General features: G+C 39.7%; 13 protein-coding genes. 8 read left to right on the forward strand and 5 right to left on the reverse strand.

Translation table 11 applies throughout. The features are described from left to right. Nucleotides 1–303: 303 nt before the first annotated feature. Nucleotides 304–3,135, forward strand: coding sequence for a leucine--tRNA ligase (gene leuS / locus DBK98_RS03765; protein ID WP_032535570.1), 2,832 nt, complete (start codon nucleotides 304–306; stop codon nucleotides 3,133–3,135). Nucleotides 3,136–3,149: 14 nt separating this feature from the next. Further along, a complete protein-coding gene (locus DBK98_RS03770) occupies nucleotides 3,150–4,049 on the forward strand; it encodes a YitT family protein (protein ID WP_005782852.1) in 900 nt (299 codons plus the stop codon). Between the two features lie 316 nt (nucleotides 4,050–4,365). On the opposite strand, the gene DBK98_RS03775 is transcribed toward DBK98_RS03770, so the two are convergent. Further along, a complete protein-coding gene (locus tag DBK98_RS03775) occupies nucleotides 4,366–4,833 on the reverse strand; it encodes a GNAT family N-acetyltransferase (RefSeq protein WP_032531538.1) in 468 nt (155 codons plus the stop codon). 288 nt (nucleotides 4,834–5,121) lie between these two features. On the opposite strand from DBK98_RS03775, the gene DBK98_RS03780 reads away from it, so the two are divergent. Continuing rightward, on the forward strand, nucleotides 5,122–5,706 hold the full coding sequence (locus DBK98_RS03780) for a non-canonical purine NTP diphosphatase (protein WP_005782848.1): 585 nt from the start codon (nucleotides 5,122–5,124) through the stop codon (nucleotides 5,704–5,706). Nucleotides 5,707–6,233: 527 nt separating this feature from the next. Here DBK98_RS03780 and nadA read toward each other — a convergent pair. Then, nucleotides 6,234–7,226 (reverse strand): quinolinate synthase NadA, encoded by a 993-nt coding sequence (nadA, locus tag DBK98_RS03785; RefSeq protein ID WP_022011334.1) that lies wholly within the window; start codon nucleotides 7,224–7,226, stop codon nucleotides 6,234–6,236. 456 nt (nucleotides 7,227–7,682) lie between these two features. Between nadA and DBK98_RS03790 the strand changes: the two genes are divergently transcribed. Continuing rightward, nucleotides 7,683–8,210, forward strand: a complete 528-nt coding sequence (locus DBK98_RS03790) for an RNA methyltransferase (RefSeq protein WP_005782842.1) — start codon at nucleotides 7,683–7,685, stop codon at nucleotides 8,208–8,210. Nucleotides 8,211–8,286: 76 nt separating this feature from the next. Here DBK98_RS03790 and DBK98_RS03795 read toward each other — a convergent pair whose 3' ends face one another. Next, complete coding sequence (locus DBK98_RS03795; protein WP_022011333.1) at nucleotides 8,287–8,886, reverse strand: DUF4294 domain-containing protein; 600 nt, start codon at nucleotides 8,884–8,886, stop codon at nucleotides 8,287–8,289. Nucleotides 8,887–9,005: 119 nt separating this feature from the next. Between DBK98_RS03795 and DBK98_RS03800 the strand changes: the two genes are divergently transcribed. Genes DBK98_RS03800 through DBK98_RS03815 form a run of 4 tightly spaced genes read left to right on the forward strand, consistent with a single transcriptional unit; the run spans nucleotide 9,006 to nucleotide 14,044 of the window. Further along, complete coding sequence (locus DBK98_RS03800) at nucleotides 9,006–11,033, forward strand: helix-hairpin-helix domain-containing protein (RefSeq protein WP_032535574.1); 2,028 nt, start codon at nucleotides 9,006–9,008, stop codon at nucleotides 11,031–11,033. Nucleotides 11,034–11,090: 57 nt separating this feature from the next. Continuing rightward, on the forward strand, nucleotides 11,091–11,864 hold the full coding sequence (locus DBK98_RS03805; RefSeq protein WP_032535576.1) for a radical SAM protein: 774 nt from the start codon (nucleotides 11,091–11,093) through the stop codon (nucleotides 11,862–11,864). Nucleotides 11,865–11,906: 42 nt separating this feature from the next. Then, complete coding sequence (locus DBK98_RS03810; RefSeq protein WP_005782834.1) at nucleotides 11,907–12,413, forward strand: flavin reductase family protein; 507 nt, start codon at nucleotides 11,907–11,909, stop codon at nucleotides 12,411–12,413. Between the two features lie 20 nt (nucleotides 12,414–12,433). Next, a complete protein-coding gene (locus DBK98_RS03815) occupies nucleotides 12,434–14,044 on the forward strand; it encodes an arylsulfatase (protein ID WP_032535577.1) in 1,611 nt (536 codons plus the stop codon). A gap of 192 nt (nucleotides 14,045–14,236) precedes the next feature. Here DBK98_RS03815 and DBK98_RS03820 read toward each other — a convergent pair whose 3' ends face one another. Together DBK98_RS03820 and DBK98_RS03825 are read right to left on the reverse strand one after the other, a co-directional pair. After that, entirely contained in the window at nucleotides 14,237–14,863 is a 627-nt protein-coding gene (locus DBK98_RS03820; RefSeq protein WP_005782830.1) for a PepSY domain-containing protein, read from the reverse strand. Next, entirely contained in the window at nucleotides 14,864–17,278 is a 2,415-nt protein-coding gene (locus DBK98_RS03825) for a TonB-dependent receptor (RefSeq protein ID WP_032535578.1), read from the reverse strand. Nucleotides 17,279–17,418: the final 140 nt, after the last annotated feature.

Below are 17,418 nucleotides of genomic sequence, written 5' to 3' on the forward strand. Positions count from 1 at the left end.
GATATATTCCATAAAGATTATATCCCGATCGTTATCCTTTCAGCACATCTTCGTGCTCAAACCTATTGAATGAATGTCATCATTTTTATCTTTTGAGTAATCATATGTCTAATCAATGATTACAAATATAAACACTAAAATTTAAATTATCAACAAATATAAGATTTTTATTTTCTGATCCTTCCCTTTCATACCTATTTTGTTTTTTAGCTATCTTCGTGGTTATCTGAAAATAATCATGTAAATTTGCTCCCTCATATTAAAGTATATATTATAAATCACTATAAACAAAAGGTTATCGCTATGGAATATAATTTCAGGGAGATCGAAAAGAAATGGCAGAAAATATGGGTAGACCACCATACCTACCAAGTAAATGAAGATGCATCCAAACAAAAATTCTATGTACTCAATATGTTCCCTTACCCTTCGGGAGCCGGATTACACGTAGGTCATCCGCTCGGATATATTGCTTCGGACATCTATGCACGTTATAAACGCCTGCAAGGATTTAATGTCCTGAATCCGATGGGTTATGATGCTTACGGACTGCCAGCCGAACAATATGCTATCCAGACCGGACAACACCCTGCAATTACTACCATCAATAACATCAACCGTTATCGTGAACAGTTGGATAAGATAGGATTTTCATTCGACTGGAACCGTGAAATACGTACTTGTGATCCCGAATATTATCACTGGACTCAATGGGCATTTATAAAAATGTTCAACAGCTATTACTGTAATGATGAAAAACAGGCACGTCCCATCGAAAAGTTGATCGAAGCCTTCGAAGCCAATGGAACGAAAAACATGAATATAGCCTGTGGTGAAGAAATGAATTTCACAGCCGACGAATGGAAAGCTAAGAGTGAAAAAGAACAACAGGAAATTTTAATGAACTACCGTATAGCCTATTTAGGCAATACGATGGTAAACTGGTGTCCGGCTTTGGGTACCGTACTTGCCAATGACGAAGTGGTTGACGGTGTTTCTGAAAGAGGCGGTTATCCGGTCATTCAAAAAGTGATGCGCCAGTGGTGTCTGCGTGTATCTGCTTATGCGCAGCGTTTACTTGACGGACTTGAAACCGTAGAATGGACTGACTCACTGAAAGAAACCCAACGTAACTGGATTGGACGTAGTGAAGGTGCTGAAATGAATTTCAAAGTGAAAGATTCCGATCTTGAATTTACCATCTTTACGACTCGTGCCGACACTGTATTCGGAGTTACTTTCATGGTGCTTGCCCCGGAAAGTGAATTGGTATCCCAATTAACGACCCCTGCACAAAAGGCAGAAGTAGACGCTTATCTGGAACGTACCAAAAAACGTACCGAACGCGAACGCATCGCCGATCGTAGTGTTAGTGGCGTATTCTCCGGAAGTTATGCCATTAATCCATTAACCAATGAACCTATACCGGTATGGATCAGTGATTATGTACTGGCAGGTTACGGTACTGGTGCCATCATGGCTGTACCTGCACACGACAGCCGTGACTATGCTTTTGCCAAACATTTCAATCTGGAAATTCGCCCGTTGATTGAAGGTTGCGATGTCAGTGAAGAAAGCTTCGATGCCAAAGAAGGCATCATGATGAATTCTCCCCGTCCGGGAACTCCTGAAGGGGGCCTCGTACTGAATGGCTTAACTGTAAAAGAAGCCATTGCTAAAACTAAAGAATATATCAAAGAAACCGGATTGGGACGTGTAAAAGTAAATTTCCGTTTACGTGACGCCATTTTCTCGCGTCAGCGTTATTGGGGCGAACCATTTCCGGTTTACTATAAAGACGGAATGCCTTACATGATCGATGAAAGTTGTCTCCCGTTAGAGTTGCCGGAAGTAGCTAAATTCCTTCCTACAGAAACAGGTGAGCCCCCATTGGGACATGCTACCAAATGGGCATGGGATACTGTCAACAAGTGTGTGACAGACAATGACAAAATCGACAATGTAACCATTTTCCCATTGGAACTGAATACAATGCCAGGCTTTGCAGGTTCTTCTGCCTATTATTTGCGTTATATGGATCCACGTAATCACGAAGCACTCGTTGCTCCTGCCGTAGATCAATACTGGAGAAATGTAGACCTGTATGTGGGCGGTACGGAACATGCTACCGGACACTTGATTTACTCACGTTTCTGGAATAAATTCCTGCATGATTTAGGCATATCTGTAGCTGAAGAACCTTTCCAGAAACTGGTCAATCAAGGAATGATACAGGGACGAAGCAACTTTGTTTATCGTATCAAAGATACCAATACTTTCGTATCTCTGAACCTGAAGGATCAATATGAGGTAACTCCTATTCATGTCGACGTAAATATTGTATCTAACGATATTCTCGATCTGGAAGCTTTCAAAGCATGGAGACCCGAATACGAAACTGCCGAATTCATCCTGGAAGACGGTAAATATATCTGTGGATGGGCTGTTGAAAAGATGAGTAAATCTATGTTCAATGTAGTTAATCCGGATATGATTGTCGAGAAATATGGCGCCGATACACTTCGTATGTACGAAATGTTCCTCGGACCGGTTGAACAATCCAAACCCTGGGACACGAACGGAATAGATGGCGTACATCGTTTCATTAAAAAATTCTGGTCGCTATTCTATGACAGAAACGGCGAGTATCTGGTAAAAGACGAACCGGCTACCAAAGACGAACTAAAGGCACTTCATAAGCTCATTAAGAAAGTAACCGGTGATATTGAACAGTTCTCCTACAATACTTCGGTAAGTGCTTTCATGATCTGTGTCAACGAACTCTCAAGTTTGAAATGCAGCAAAAAAGAAATATTGGAGCAGCTCGTTGTGGTCCTCGCTCCCTTCGCTCCCCATGTTTGCGAAGAATTATGGAATACATTAGGAAACACCACTTCCGTATGTGATGCACAATGGCCGGCATTTAATGAACAATACCTGGTAGAAGATACGGTTAATTACACGATTTCTTTCAATGGCAAAGCCCGTTTCAATATGGAGTTTCCTGCAGATGCCGCCAGCGATGTAATTCAAGCCACCGTACTTGCTGACGAACGCTCGTTGAAATGGACAGAAGGTAAAACACCGAAAAAAGTTATTGTAGTTCCGAAGAAGATTGTTAACGTTGTTATTTAATACCTACACACAAAATGATAAGCAAACCCACAAAATCCGATGTAATGCGAGAGTTGAGAGATTATATCTTTATCACTCTCGGACTGATAAGTTATGCGTTAGGCTGGACAGCCTTTCTTATTCCTTATCAGATTACTACAGGTGGAACAACCGGTATCGGTGCCATCATCTATTATGCAACAGGCTTTCCTATCCAATGGTCTTATTTCATCATCAATGCTGTGCTGATGACATTTGCCATTAAGATACTTGGTCCGAAGTTCAGTATAAAGACGACATATGCCATCTTTATGCTCACTTTCTTCTTATGGTTCTTCCAACTGGTTATTGTGGACGATAAAGGAGCTCCGCTTCAGTTGGTAGGAGAAGGTCAAGACTTCATGGCCTGTATTATCGGTGCCATCATGTGTGGACTCGGATTAGGGGTGGTATTCAATAATAACGGCAGCACAGGCGGTACTGATATCATTGCAGCCATTGTTAATAAATACAAGGATGTCACTCTTGGACGAATGATTATGTTTTGTGATATCATCATTATCAGTTCATGCTACTTCATCTTCAATGACTGGCGCAGAGTGATATTCGGTTTTGTTACCTTGTTCATCATTGGTTTTGTGCTGGACTACGTGGTTAACAGCGCCCGACAGTCTGTACAATTCTTTATCTTTTCGAAAGATTATGCAAAGATTGCCGACCGCATAACGAAAGAAACCCATCGGGGGGTAACCGTGCTTGACGGATTAGGCTGGTATAGCCAAAACAATGTAAAAGTATTAGTCGTGCTTGCCTATAAACGCCAGTCTCTCGACATCTTCCGCCTGGTGAAGGATATCGATCCGAATGCTTTCATTTCACAAAGCTCAGTAATCGGTGTATACGGCGAAGGATTCGACCGCCTGAAAATAAAATAAATCCAGAGCGAAAAAACAGATGAAAATAGAGCGTAGCGAAGAAGTTTGAAACTATATTCGTTACGCTCTATTTTTATTTGATTGAGGGCCAAAGAAAAGCCACATTAAAGCCAAACAGCACAGTATTTCCTGCCAAATATGTTGTAATCAATATATTACACATTTTTTATAGCTATCAATAAGTCATTATACACTATTTTGTAACCTAAAAGGAGTTGCAAAATGAATAAACACGAAACCTTATCACAAGAGGCACATACTCAAATGAATTCGCATTTTACGAAAATCTTTAAATAGAAAACAGACCAAAAGTCCATTATTTAAACCTCCCTTTAAATTCCATACTGTACATATCGAATCCTTCAGACCAATAATCTTTTTTGATTTCATTCAAAACAAATCCATGTTTTTCATAAAATCTATAGGTCAATTGCGAAGTTCTGACGGTTATTTTTTGAACACTATCAATAGTTTTCAATACCGAAATTCTATGTTTTAGCAGTTTCGTCCCTAACTTTTTTCCTTGAAATGTAGGGTGTATAATATCCCAACTTATTTTCCCAATAGTTCTGTTTTCAGCAAAATTTATCCCACCACAACCTACTATCTGTCCATCTACAAGTAAAACGTAATAAAATTCTATTTCTTTCTCCAAATACTTACTTAAATCAGATTCTTCCTCCGCTGCAAAAAAATCAGGAATATTCAGTCTGATTAAATTCATCACTGCATCCTTATCTGCCGGCAAGTACTCTCTAATTATAATTAATTCTGCTAATTTCATAAAATATACATCTAAAATTCCAACACAAAGGTATCACATTTATTGTTAGGCTTACACATCAGCAGATATCTATGAAGAATTGAATAACCTAAATTAAGAAGTCAATATTTGTACATTCAGAGAATTGTTATACTTTTGTATCCAGAAAGAGTTATTTGACAGTATAGCACCGCAAATCGCTGAAAATCGAACCATTGCTAACTTGTTATCTCTGTTTCTCAAGAACCTCACTAATTATTCTCAATCGGTTAAGTCAAATCGATTAAAATCTAAAATAAATAACAGACAATGAAACGTAAACTTGTTTTTGCCACTAATAATGCACATAAACTGGAAGAAGTATCATCCATATTAGCAGATAAAGTTGAACTGCTCAGCCTTGATGATATAAACTGCCATACAGATATTCCCGAAACAGCGGACACTCTGGAAGGTAATGCGTATCTGAAATCATCCTTTATTTACCAAAACTATGGATTGGACTGTTTTGGTGATGACACCGGATTGGAAGTTGAAGCATTGGGAGGGGCTCCCGGTGTATATTCGGCTCGCTTTGCCGGAGGAGAAGGACATAATGCAGAAGCCAACATATTGAAACTCATGCAGGAGCTGGAAGGAAAAGAAAACCGCAGAGCACAGTTTCGTACTGCCATTTCGCTTATTCTGGACGGAAAAGAGTATCTTTTTGAAGGAGTGATAAAAGGCGAAATAATCAAGGAAAAAAGAGGTAATTCAGGCTTTGGATATGATCCTGTATTCATCCCCGAAGGATATGACCGGACTTTTGCAGAACTGGGAAATGAAATAAAAAATAAAATCAGTCATCGTGCTTTAGCCGTAAACAAATTATGCGAATTTCTCCGCTCCATCTGATTGATAAAAACGGATAGATAAATGAATCCTCCGGAGGAATGTAATTTTCCTCCGGAGGATTCTATTTTTATATCTCCTGCTAAGAGAGATTATAGTATAACACAACAGAGTGTATATAACGAACTCTTTTTGCACTTTATCCAGTCCAAAACTTTAAATCTCCATTATCAAAACATCCGGATGTTATTAGGTATAACATCCGGATGTTTTGATATATAACATGGGGATCTTTTCATATAAAACATCCCCATGTTTTTGCGTTATAATTCTAACTTTAGTTCTTTTAATACCATTACTTCTCTATCATTCTTTACCAACTTTTTCATCCCTTCTTTAAAGAATAGCTTCCGATTGAATGAACCTGCTCTATCAAATTATCTATATTCTATTATTAACAGAGATTTCAACTATCTCTGTTAATAACAAAGAGCCGTATTATACCTTTATATATAAGTATAATACAACTCTTTCATATCATAGATCTATCAATTATTAACCGTAAAGTTAACTATTTATTCACAGCCTGTTTATAAACCCAGTTTCTCTGAAATTTCCAACATTCGTTTAATCGGTTTCACTGCTTCTTTAGCAACTTCCGGGTCAACAGTTACTTCAGGGAATTCATATTTAAGGCAATTATAGAGCTTTTCCAGCGTGTTCAGCCGCATGAAGTTACATTCATTGCATCCGCAGGTACTATCGTTAGGAGGGGCAGGAATGAATGTTTTTTGCGGGCACTTCTTTTGCATTTCATGTATGATGCCTGCTTCGGTAGCTACAATAAACCGTTGCTTGTCACTGTTCACTGCATATTTTAATAAGGCAGCCGTAGACCCCACTACATCGGCCAGTTTCAATACTACACTTTTACACTCAGGATGTGCCAGTACTACGGCATCGGGATATTGAGCTTTTAACTCCACTATTTTCTCCACCGAGAATTGTTCATGCACATGACAAGCTCCGTCCCATAACAGCATTTCACGTCCTGTGATCGAGTTTATATAATTCCCCAGATTACGGTCCGGTCCGAAAATAATTTTTTCATCTTTCGGGAAACTTTCCACAATCTGTTTTGCGTTAGTCGAAGTAACCACCACATCCGTCACTGCTTTGACTGCTGCCGTTGTATTTACGTACGAAATCACCGTATATCCCGGATGTTCCTTCACAAAGGCAGCAAACTTATCTGCGGGACAACTGTCTGCCAATGAACATCCCGCATTCAAATCGGGTACTAATACCTTCTTTTCCGGACAAAGCACTTTTGCAGTTTCACCCATGAAATGAACTCCACACATCACAAGAATATCCGCATCGGTTTTAGCCGCGATTTGAGCCAGAGCCAGACTGTCGCCAATGTAGTCGGCAATATCCTGTATTTCGCCTTTCTGGTAATAGTGTCCCAAGATTACTGCATTCTTTTCTTTTTTCAGTTCATTGATGGCTGCTTTCAGATCAATGCTTTTGTCTACGGGCTCGTCAACGAATCCCTTATTCACCCATTCTTCTCGATTCATTATATTCTTATTTTTTCTCTTCTTTTAAAAAGAAATCCTTTGTTAGTGATTATAGCCTGTTAATAGTGTTAGCAAATAAACCGGCTTTTTCTTGCCAGATAAGTTATTAGTTACTTATCTAAGTTTATAATCAGTTTATGAACGTGTCTATTTATTGATAATAAGCTATATTGCTAACTTCATTAACACCTTGTTGATAAAGTGCAAAGTTAAAAACTTTATGGATATAAACAGGCTAATTAGTACTGAAAAATCTGTTGAAGTATGCTTGGAAAGTTGAAGCTAACTTTTTTGTATTGTTCATATCCCGTTGCTCTTATACCTTCATTTGAATAATGCAAGAATTAGTTTTCAAAATATATGCTGATTCTTTTGACAGGTTTTAAACCGTTATCAACACCTATGTTAACAAGAAAAGAATTACTTTTGCAACATACTAACAGAAACGACATCATCATGCGAAAATTGAAAATAACCGAGCTGAACCGGATAAGTATAGAAGAGTTTAAAGAAGCTGATAAATTGCCTTTAGTTGTAGTGTTGGATGATATACGGAGCTTGCATAATATCGGTTCTGTGTTTCGTACGGCAGATGCTTTCCGGATTGAATGTATTTATCTGTGTGGAATTACGGCTACTCCTCCCCATCCCGAGATGCATAAGACAGCTTTGGGAGCCGAGTTTACAGTGGATTGGAAGTATGTTAATAACGCAGTTGAAACGGTTGATAACCTCCGGAGTGAAGGATATGTGGTATACTCTGTCGAACAGGCGGAAGGGAGTATCATGTTGGATGAGTTAACACTGGACCGTTCGAAGAAATATGCTGTAGTTATGGGAAATGAAGTAAAAGGAGTGCAGCAGGAGGTTATTGACCATTCGGATGGTTGCATTGAGATTCCCCAATATGGCACAAAGCATTCTTTGAACGTGTCGGTAACAGCGGGAATTGTTATCTGGGACTTATTTAAGAAGTTGAAATAGGATATTGGTAGGCTGTTGATAAACAATTTATAGTTGGTTTCGAAGCTATTAATTGCTTGGTTATTAAGCAGCGGATTTACAATTGTCCGCTTTCCACTAATACTATCACGCGTTCAGTCAGCTTATCTTCTCCTTCGGGGTCATATTGTTTTTTTAAACTGGCTCCGAAAAGAGCGGCAAATGTCTGATAGAAGCCTGCTTTAAAAGGCCCCATGAATGCTTTTACCAGTTCATAAGAACTCTGATGACTTTGGCGGTCTACCAACTTTATCAACAGCTTGCCTTGTGCAAAAGAGAGTTTTTTCATTCGTGGAGTATATTGTTCCTTCAACCCTTTTTCTACTCGTTTAATATGGCGTTGCCGGGCTTTTTCATTAGGTAAAGTTTGTAAGTATTCGTAAGTTTCAATGATAGTCTGGTTAATTTCTCTGGCAATGGGATATACCTTTTTTACGTTTCTCACTAATTTGTAATATTCCATCTGCTCCTTCTTATTCCTGAATTTTAAAGGCTTGAATATGTGGATGGTCGGAATCTGAAAGGCAGGTATTGTATCACCGTTATAAACACACATAGGTACCAGATATCCACCGAGATTTGTTTTTTCCTGTGCCTGTGATGCAGAAGAAAACAATAAGGCGATGGATAACATCAGTAGTCCTATGATAAGCCTCATATTCATTTTGCAAAAATAAGGGAATAAATTTATATTTATGATTTTCCTTGCAGCATTAACCTATTTAAATTATCTTCGACAACTCGTTTGCTATTTAAAACACAATAATCACACATGAAATGAATAGATATATATCTATATTCTGTGTATTTCTACTTGTTAATATAGCGTTGATAACTTCTACTTGCCATGCTCAGAATAATTCGGATTATCCTTGGGAGGACATAATGGAAAACCTGTCAATAGCCGATGAAGAAGGGGATACGCGCAATTGGGAGAATGAATTGGAGGAATTAACCGATCTTGTTAACAACCCTGTTAATATAAACTCTGTCACTAAAGATCAACTTCAACGTTTTCCTTTTCTCAGCAACATTCAGATTGAGAATCTGCTTGCGTACATTTATATTCACGGATCGATGCAGACTATCTATGAACTTCAATTTGTAGAGGGGATGGATCGACAAACTATCCGATATCTGGTTCCTTTTGTTTGTGTAGAGCCTGTTGATAAGAAAGAGTCTGTTACGTTAAAGCAGATTTTAAAATATGGAAAACATGAAGTGGTGACTCGTATGGATGTGCCTTTGTATAGGCGTAAGGGATACGAGAAAAATTACCTGGGTCCTGCTGTTTATAACTCGGTGAAATACGGATTTCACTATCGGGAAAAGGTTTATGCAGGCATAGTTGCCGAGAAAGATAGCGGCGAACCTTTCGGAGCTTTACATAATAAGCAGGGATACGATTATTACTCTTTCTATCTACTCCTTCATGATATAGGAATACTGAAAACGGGAATTGTAGGAAACTATCGGTTGAATTTCGGTCAGGGACTGGTACTCGGACAAGGTTCTATGTTTGGAAAAACAGCTTATTCTTCGTCTTTCACTTTCAGAAATACAGGGATACGCAGACATGCTTCTACCGATGAATATAATTATTTCCGTGGGAGTGCCATAGCTTTAAAATGGAAACAATGGACACTTTCTATGTTTTATTCACATCGTTCGTTGGATGGAGTGATAAAAGACGGTGAAATTACCTCGATTTATAAAACAGGTTTACACCGAAGCAAAAAGGAAGCTGATAAAATGAATCAATTGGTTATGCAGATGGGCGGAGGAAATATCAGCTATACCGGGAATAGTTATCAACTGGGTATAACCGGTGTTTACTACTGTTTTAACAGGTCTTATGAACCGGAACTTAAAGGCTATTCAAAATACAATCTGCATGGTCGTTCTTTTTATAATCTGGGTATGGATTATAAATATCGTTTTCATCGTTTTTCTATACAAGGAGAAGCAGCTTTGGGGATCAGTGGCATGGCTTTTATGAATCAGGTACTTTATTCTCCTTTACAAGATATACGGTTGATGTTGGTTCACCGTTATTATTCACATGATTATTGGGCTATGTTTGCTCATTCATTTAGTGAAGGAAGTAGTGTTCAGAATGAAAACGGATGGTATTTAGCTGCTTCTGTAAATCCTTTCAATCGCTGGACGTTTTTCATTTCTGCCGATCTGTTTTCTTTTCCCTGGTGGAGGTACCGGATAAGTAAGGCTTCGAAAGGAGTGGATCTGTTCTTTCAGGCAGATTACGTTCCGTCAAAAACAGTTGATATGTATGTGAATTACCGTTATAAACAGAAAGAGCGTGATGTGACCGGTACGAAGGGAAAGGTGATTCTGTCTACCTATCATCACCGGCTGCGTTATCGTTTGAACTATTTACCCTGTTCTTCGTTATCTTTCCGGACAACGGTAGATTATAACCATTTTCATTCATCCGGGAAAACGGCGGGGAAAGGTTATCAACTGACGCAAAAGGCCGGATGGAAACTTTCCCGGTTGCCTCTGACAACAGAATTGCAAGGTAGTTATTTTCATACAGACGATTATGATTCACGTATTTATATCTACGAGAAAGGGTTGCTGTATTCTTTTTATACTCCATCTTTTCAGGGAGAAGGTATTCGACTGGCTATTCATTTTCGCTATGATATGAACAAGCATTGGACAGCAATTGCCAAGCTCGGACAAACCACATATTTTGATCGTGATGAAATAGGTTCCGGCAACGACCTGATCAGGGGAAATAAAAAAATGGATATACAAATGCAGCTGCGTCTAAAGTTTTAGTAATTTTGTAGAAATTCAAAACAGTTTCTAAGATTGAACGATTAAACAGAATTAAGTATGACTATTATTTTTCCTTCTCCCATATTCGGACCGGTTCATTCACGTCGCTTAGGGGTCTCACTTGGAATAAATTTACTTCCTTCCGACGGAAAAGTATGTTCTTTCGATTGCATTTATTGTGAATGTGGTTACAATGGCGAACATCGTCCTAAATCTTCATTACCGACCCGCGAAGAAGTCCGTATGGCTCTGGAAGATAAATTGAAAGAAATGAAAAGTAACGGACCTGCTCCCGATGTACTGACTTTCGCCGGAAACGGTGAGCCGACTGCTCATCCTCACTTTCCGGAGATTATCAAGGATACACTTGCTTTGCGTGATGCTTACTTTCCGGATGCAAAGGTGAGTGTGCTCAGTAATGCTACTTTTATCAACCGTCCGGCTGTATTCGATGCATTGAATAGGGTGGATAATAATATTTTGAAGTTGGACACGGTGGATGAAGAGTATATTCGGACTGTAGATCGTCCGAACGGACGATACGATCTGAATGGAACAGTCGGACTTTTAAAAGCTTTTAAAGGCAATTGTATCGTGCAGACTATGTTTATGAAAGGAAAATATAAGGGGAAAGATGTGGATAATACTTCTGACAAGTATGTACTTCCCTGGCTGAAAGTCGTGAAGGATATCGCCCCGAGACAGGTGATGATTTATACGATCGATCGGGAAACTCCCGATCAGGACTTGCAAAAAGCTACTCATGAAGAGTTGGATCGTATTGTGACCCTTCTCACGAAAGAGGGGCTTTCGGCATCTGCTTCTTATTGAGAATTATTCTTAATATGTCATTTATAAACAGATTTTAATAGGATGAAATCAATTGATATCAACGAACTTACTGATAATTTCTTTGAGTCCATCAGTAAAGAATGGATGCTGGTAACTGCCGGTAATAAAGATGCGTTTAATACCATGACCGCCAATTGGGGAGGTATTGGTTTTTTGTGGAATAAACCAGTGGTTTATGTTTTTATTCGTCCGGAAAGATATACGTTCGATTTTATACAAAATAACGATTATTTTACTCTTTCTTTTTTAGGACAGGAGAATAAGGCCATACATAAAATATGCGGTTCTAAGTCGGGACGTGAAGTAGATAAGATAAAAGAAACCGGATTAAAGCCAATTATTACGGATAAAGGTAATATTCTGTTTGAACAGGGAAGACTTAATATGGAATGTCGGAAAATGTACACAGATGTGCTGAAGAAAGAAAATTTTCTGGATCCGTCTGTCTATGAACAGTGGTATACTACCCATGGAGGTCTGCATCATGTCTATGTGGCAGAGATTACAGGAGTGTGGATAAAAGAGTAAATTTTAAATCATTTGAACCTATGAAAAACAATTATCTGATATGTTCCCTGCTGTTTACCACGGGTATGCAGAATGCTTGGGGAGCCCAAGCGACAAACCATAAAACAAATCCGGATAAAACGAAACCCAATATTATTCTGATTTTGTGTGATGATATGGGATTTTCTGATTTATCGTGTTATGGGGGAGAAGTGCATACGCCCAATATTGATTTCTTGGCGGAAAACGGAATACGTTTCAGCCAGTTTAAGAACACAGGGCGCAGTTGTCCCAGCAGAGCTGCTTTGTTGACAGGCAGATACCAACATGAAGTAGGTATGGGTTGGATGACTGCTGTAGATGAACATCGTCCCGGATATAGAGGTCAAATATCAGAGCAATATCCTACTATCGCAGAAGTGTTTCGGGAAAACGGATATCATACTTATATGAGTGGTAAATGGCATGTTACCGTTGACGGTGCATTCTCCAAGCCGAATGGAAGCTATCCGGTTGAGCGGGGATTCGAAAAATACTATGGTTGTCTTTCTGGAGGTGGAAGTTATTATACTCCGAAACCCGTATATTCCGGGTTACAGCATATTGCAGAGTTTTCAGAAGACTATTATTATACCACAGCCATTACCGACTCTGCCGTTAGTTTTATCCGTCAGCATCCGGTTGATGAGCCTATGTTTATGTATTTGGCCCACTATGCCCCTCATTTACCTTTGCAGGCTCCTAAAGAAAGAGTGGACGCTTGCCGTGAAAGATATAAAGTGGGATATGATGTGTTGCGTAAACAGCGTTTCGAGCGCATCCGGAAAAATGGTTTAACGGATTCCGAAAAACAGCTGCCGGTATTTGAGAGGGAATTCAGAGGAAAACGGCCGGCCTGGGATAGTCTTACTCCGCAGCAACAGGAACGTTGGATTACGGAGATGGCTACTTATGCCGCTATGATTGAAATTATGGATGATGGTATTGGAGAAGTAATAAAGACCACTAAAGAAAAAGGTATATTTGATAATACCGTATTTTTATTCTTAAGTGATAATGGAGCCACCAATGAAGGTGATCTGATCACACAGCTGCGGGCTGATTTGAGCAATACTCCTTTCCGCAGTTACAAACAATGGTGTTTTCAGGGAGGTACCAGTTCACCTTTGATTGTAATGTATGGAGGCGGGCAACCTGATGGGAAGAAAGGAGTGGTTTGTCATGAATTCACTCACATTATCGATCTTTTTCCCACTTGTCTGGATATAGCTTCTGTGAAATATCCCCGGGAGTTTAGGAATCATTCGATTAATGCTCCGGAAGGTAGAACCATTTTTCCGGCATTAAAAGGAAAGAAGCTACCGAAAAGAGATTTGTTTTTCGAACATCAGACATCTTGTGGAATCATATCCGGGGACTGGAAGTTAGTCAGGGCCAATGGTAAGCAACCCTGGGAGTTGTTCCATTTATTGCAGGATCCGTTTGAGCAAAACGATTTGTCTGCCAATTATCCGGAAAAAGTAAAAACACTGGAGAAAAAATGGGATGAATGGGCAGAGAAGCAACACGTATTTCCATTTGAATACAGGCCATGGACAGAACGTATCAATTATTATAAATCGCTGTATCCCGATCAGTCCGGGAAAGATTAAATACTTGAGTAAAGTAAGTAAGAGGAGTTGTATCAAAACTCTTTCATCATAGATTACACAGATTATCATAGACTAAGAATATTACTTTAGATTTACTCTAAAGTTACTCTGTGTCCTCTGTGGTGAGTTTCGATACATCCTCTTATATTTTCTTATCCGGAAAAGTACCTTTCCTTTATTGAAGGAAGGAAGTTAAACCAGATTTTTTCTTTTCAAATACATCCAATATCCTGTGATAGGTAATGAAGTTCCTATCAAAGCAGCAATAAAGGTGATGATTTTTGAAAACATTCCTGCATAGGTTCCGAAATGTAAGGCACGTACTACTTTCCAGACGGGAGCCCCCCGTTTTACTTCCACATCAAAGATAAAACTTACTACATCTCTGTACCATTGAAAGGACCACATTAATCCGGTCAGTGCACATACCAGCAAGATAAGTGCTCCATAGAATCCCAGTACGGAGTGTAGATCGAACATGAATCTCCGTTTTCCTCTTTGGTGTTCTATTGTCAGTCGGCTTTTTTTCCATTTGCGTGGCCAGTAAACTGTAAGCCCGCTGATCAATATAAAGATGAAAAAAAGAGTGGAGATGCCTACTATCATTTTGCCTGTCGTCCGGGTATCATCCATAAGCCACCGATGCAGCTTCATCACTATCATTAACGGACTTTCGCGGATAGATTCATATCCCATCATTGCCAGGAGTTCCTCTTTGAATACGAGGATGGCACCTGTAAAGCAAATAATACTGATCAGAATCCCTGCCGGAAGGGAGAGCCAAAGATGAATATAACGGCAATATCTTTTTATCTTCATTTAAAAACGGTAAGAGATTATTGCTGAGAAATTACGTGGATCGATCTGGTTGATGTATCCTCCACGATAGTAAGAATTATATCCTAATGCGTCGAACAAATTGTTCAGGTATACACGGGCAGTAAACTTGTGGATACTATAGGCCAACTGGGCGTTTATTGTAGTATAACCGGGCATGTCAAAAGGCTTTTCGTTGGTCATGGAACCGTGTCCGTCCGGTTTGATTGCAAAATCATTCACAGGACGTTTACCTACGAAATAGACTCCTATACCGGCTGATAGTCTTTTTAATACTCCTTTGTCAAATCGGTATTGAATCCATCCGTTAGCAGTATGTTTAGGGGTATTCATCGGGGCTGAACCATTTTTAAAGGCCGGGCTGTTTTCGTATTTTGCATCCAGATAAGCGTAACCCATCATTACTTGGAGGTTTTCAAGTATACTTCCGCTTAATTCGGTTTCGATACCTTTTCTTTTCAGGCTTCCCGCTTTATCAAAATAACCGGTAGGTTGTGTAGTTCCCGGATGATAAGTACTATAAGAGAGGTTTTTAGTAAGGATATCGAAATATGTCAGATTAAAGCGCAGGCGGTTATTCAGCCAGTCAGACTTGATGCCTACCTCAAATTGGCGGGTATTCGACGGACCTATTTCGTCTCCGTTCTCCATTCGTCTGGCCGCATGAAGGAGGCTGGTAGTGGTTGTATATGAACCGAACAAATTAATGTTCTTTATAGGAGTCAACATGATGCCCAACATTGGATTCCAGGCATCTCCGGTAGTGGGACCTGCACTTGTATCGTCCTGGCTGCTGATATAACTGTACCTCAGTCCCAGAATAGCTTTTATATACTTATTAAAAGTCATTACCTCCTGTGCCATTATTCCATAACTTGAAGAATTGGATTCTACCGGAGTCTCGGGAACAAATTTAACCGCGACAGGTAGCACATTCGAGATGCTCGGGGCAAGTACGTTGATAGTGTCTATATTGACAGGGGTATAATTGGTGATCGACAGATCGGTGTTTTTGTAGTCGAATCCCAATTGGAATGTATGTTTAACAGGACCGGTGAAAATGTCTCTGCCGATAAAGTCAAGCTGGAAAGTTGAGTTGCGGTCATCGCGTAATGAACGTGAAATCGTTCTTCTACGCATGTTATATTCTTTATTGACCACGGTTTTTACGGAAGTACTTGTATTATCCACTTTATATGAAGAGCCGAAGTATGCTGCCCGCACACTGATATTATCTGTCAGCTGGCGGGTGATGCGTGCGGCATAAGTCAGCGTCTTGTTGTTTACATTATCGTTTTTGAATCCCAGGAATTTGTTGTGTGGCATGTCGTAGAGATTCTCTTCCGTATCTTTCGATAGATTGACTGAACTGGTATAAGGAGTACGGTTATCATTCAGATAATCCATTTCTATGGTAATGCTTGTTTTGTCGTCCGGACGCCATTCTAATGAAGGGTTGATATATACGCGATTGGAATGGATGACCGGGCGATAATTATCCGAACGTTCGAAGGCACCGTTCATACGGAAAGCGATCGTCTGATTTTTATCCAGAACGGACTGTACGTCGAATGTGGGACGGAACAATCCCCAGCTGCCTGCCCGCAAAGATATTTCTCCTTCATTGGTGAACTTGGGTGTTTTGGTTACTACGTTGATTACTCCGCCTGCACTTCCGAGATCGTTTCCGATACCTTGTGTGACGGCTGCAGAACCCTTGATAACCTGTACACTTTCTACTCCCTGCATTTCGGATAAAGCAGATCCGGTACGGAAATCGGAATCTATCCGGACTCCATTCTTTAAAATAGGTACTCCCCGGTATCCGCGGATGGACATACTTTCTCTTACTCCGCCATACGATCCGAAAAGAGTAACTCCGGGTACATTTTTTGTAACATCGATTACGGTGAGTGCTCCCTGTTCGGCAATCGATTTTTCTGAGATTACAGAAATACTCTGTATCTGTTCACTGGGGCGTAATGGCATGCGGGTGATGGCATCCAGTTTTTTCGGTTGTTTATATCGTTCTCCGAATACTTCTACAGTCGATAGCAAATTCTCGTCCGGTAAAAGTGTAAAAGAGAGTTGTGCTACACTTCTTGAAGTGAGATCAACAGTACGCGTCTGAGTGACATATCCCACAAAACTGATATTTATCTTGTAAACCTTATGAGCCAGATTGCGCAAAATAAAACGGCCTTCACTATTGGTTGTTGTTCCGATGGTGGTTCCTTCTATTTGGACAGTGGCCGAAGCCAATGGTGTATCTGTTTCATCGTAGACTACTCCACGGATGGTGGGTACTCTATCGGCGGACTCTGATTCTGTGGCAAAAAGTAACGATGGGGATATTAGTAAAACTAATACAAGCAGGGCACTATACATTTGCTTCATACATTTAACGGCATTAAATTAATATTAAAATTTAGCGAGCCGCAAAGGTATGTGTACATGAAAGAGTCTACAATACCTATAAAAAGGTATAATGCAACACAAAATCCATAGAATTGGTGATTATTAAAAATAAGGAAAGC

The sequence above is a fragment of the Bacteroides sp. PHL 2737 genome, assembly GCF_004115325.2.
GTDB lineage: Bacteria > Bacteroidota > Bacteroidia > Bacteroidales > Bacteroidaceae > Bacteroides > Bacteroides hominis.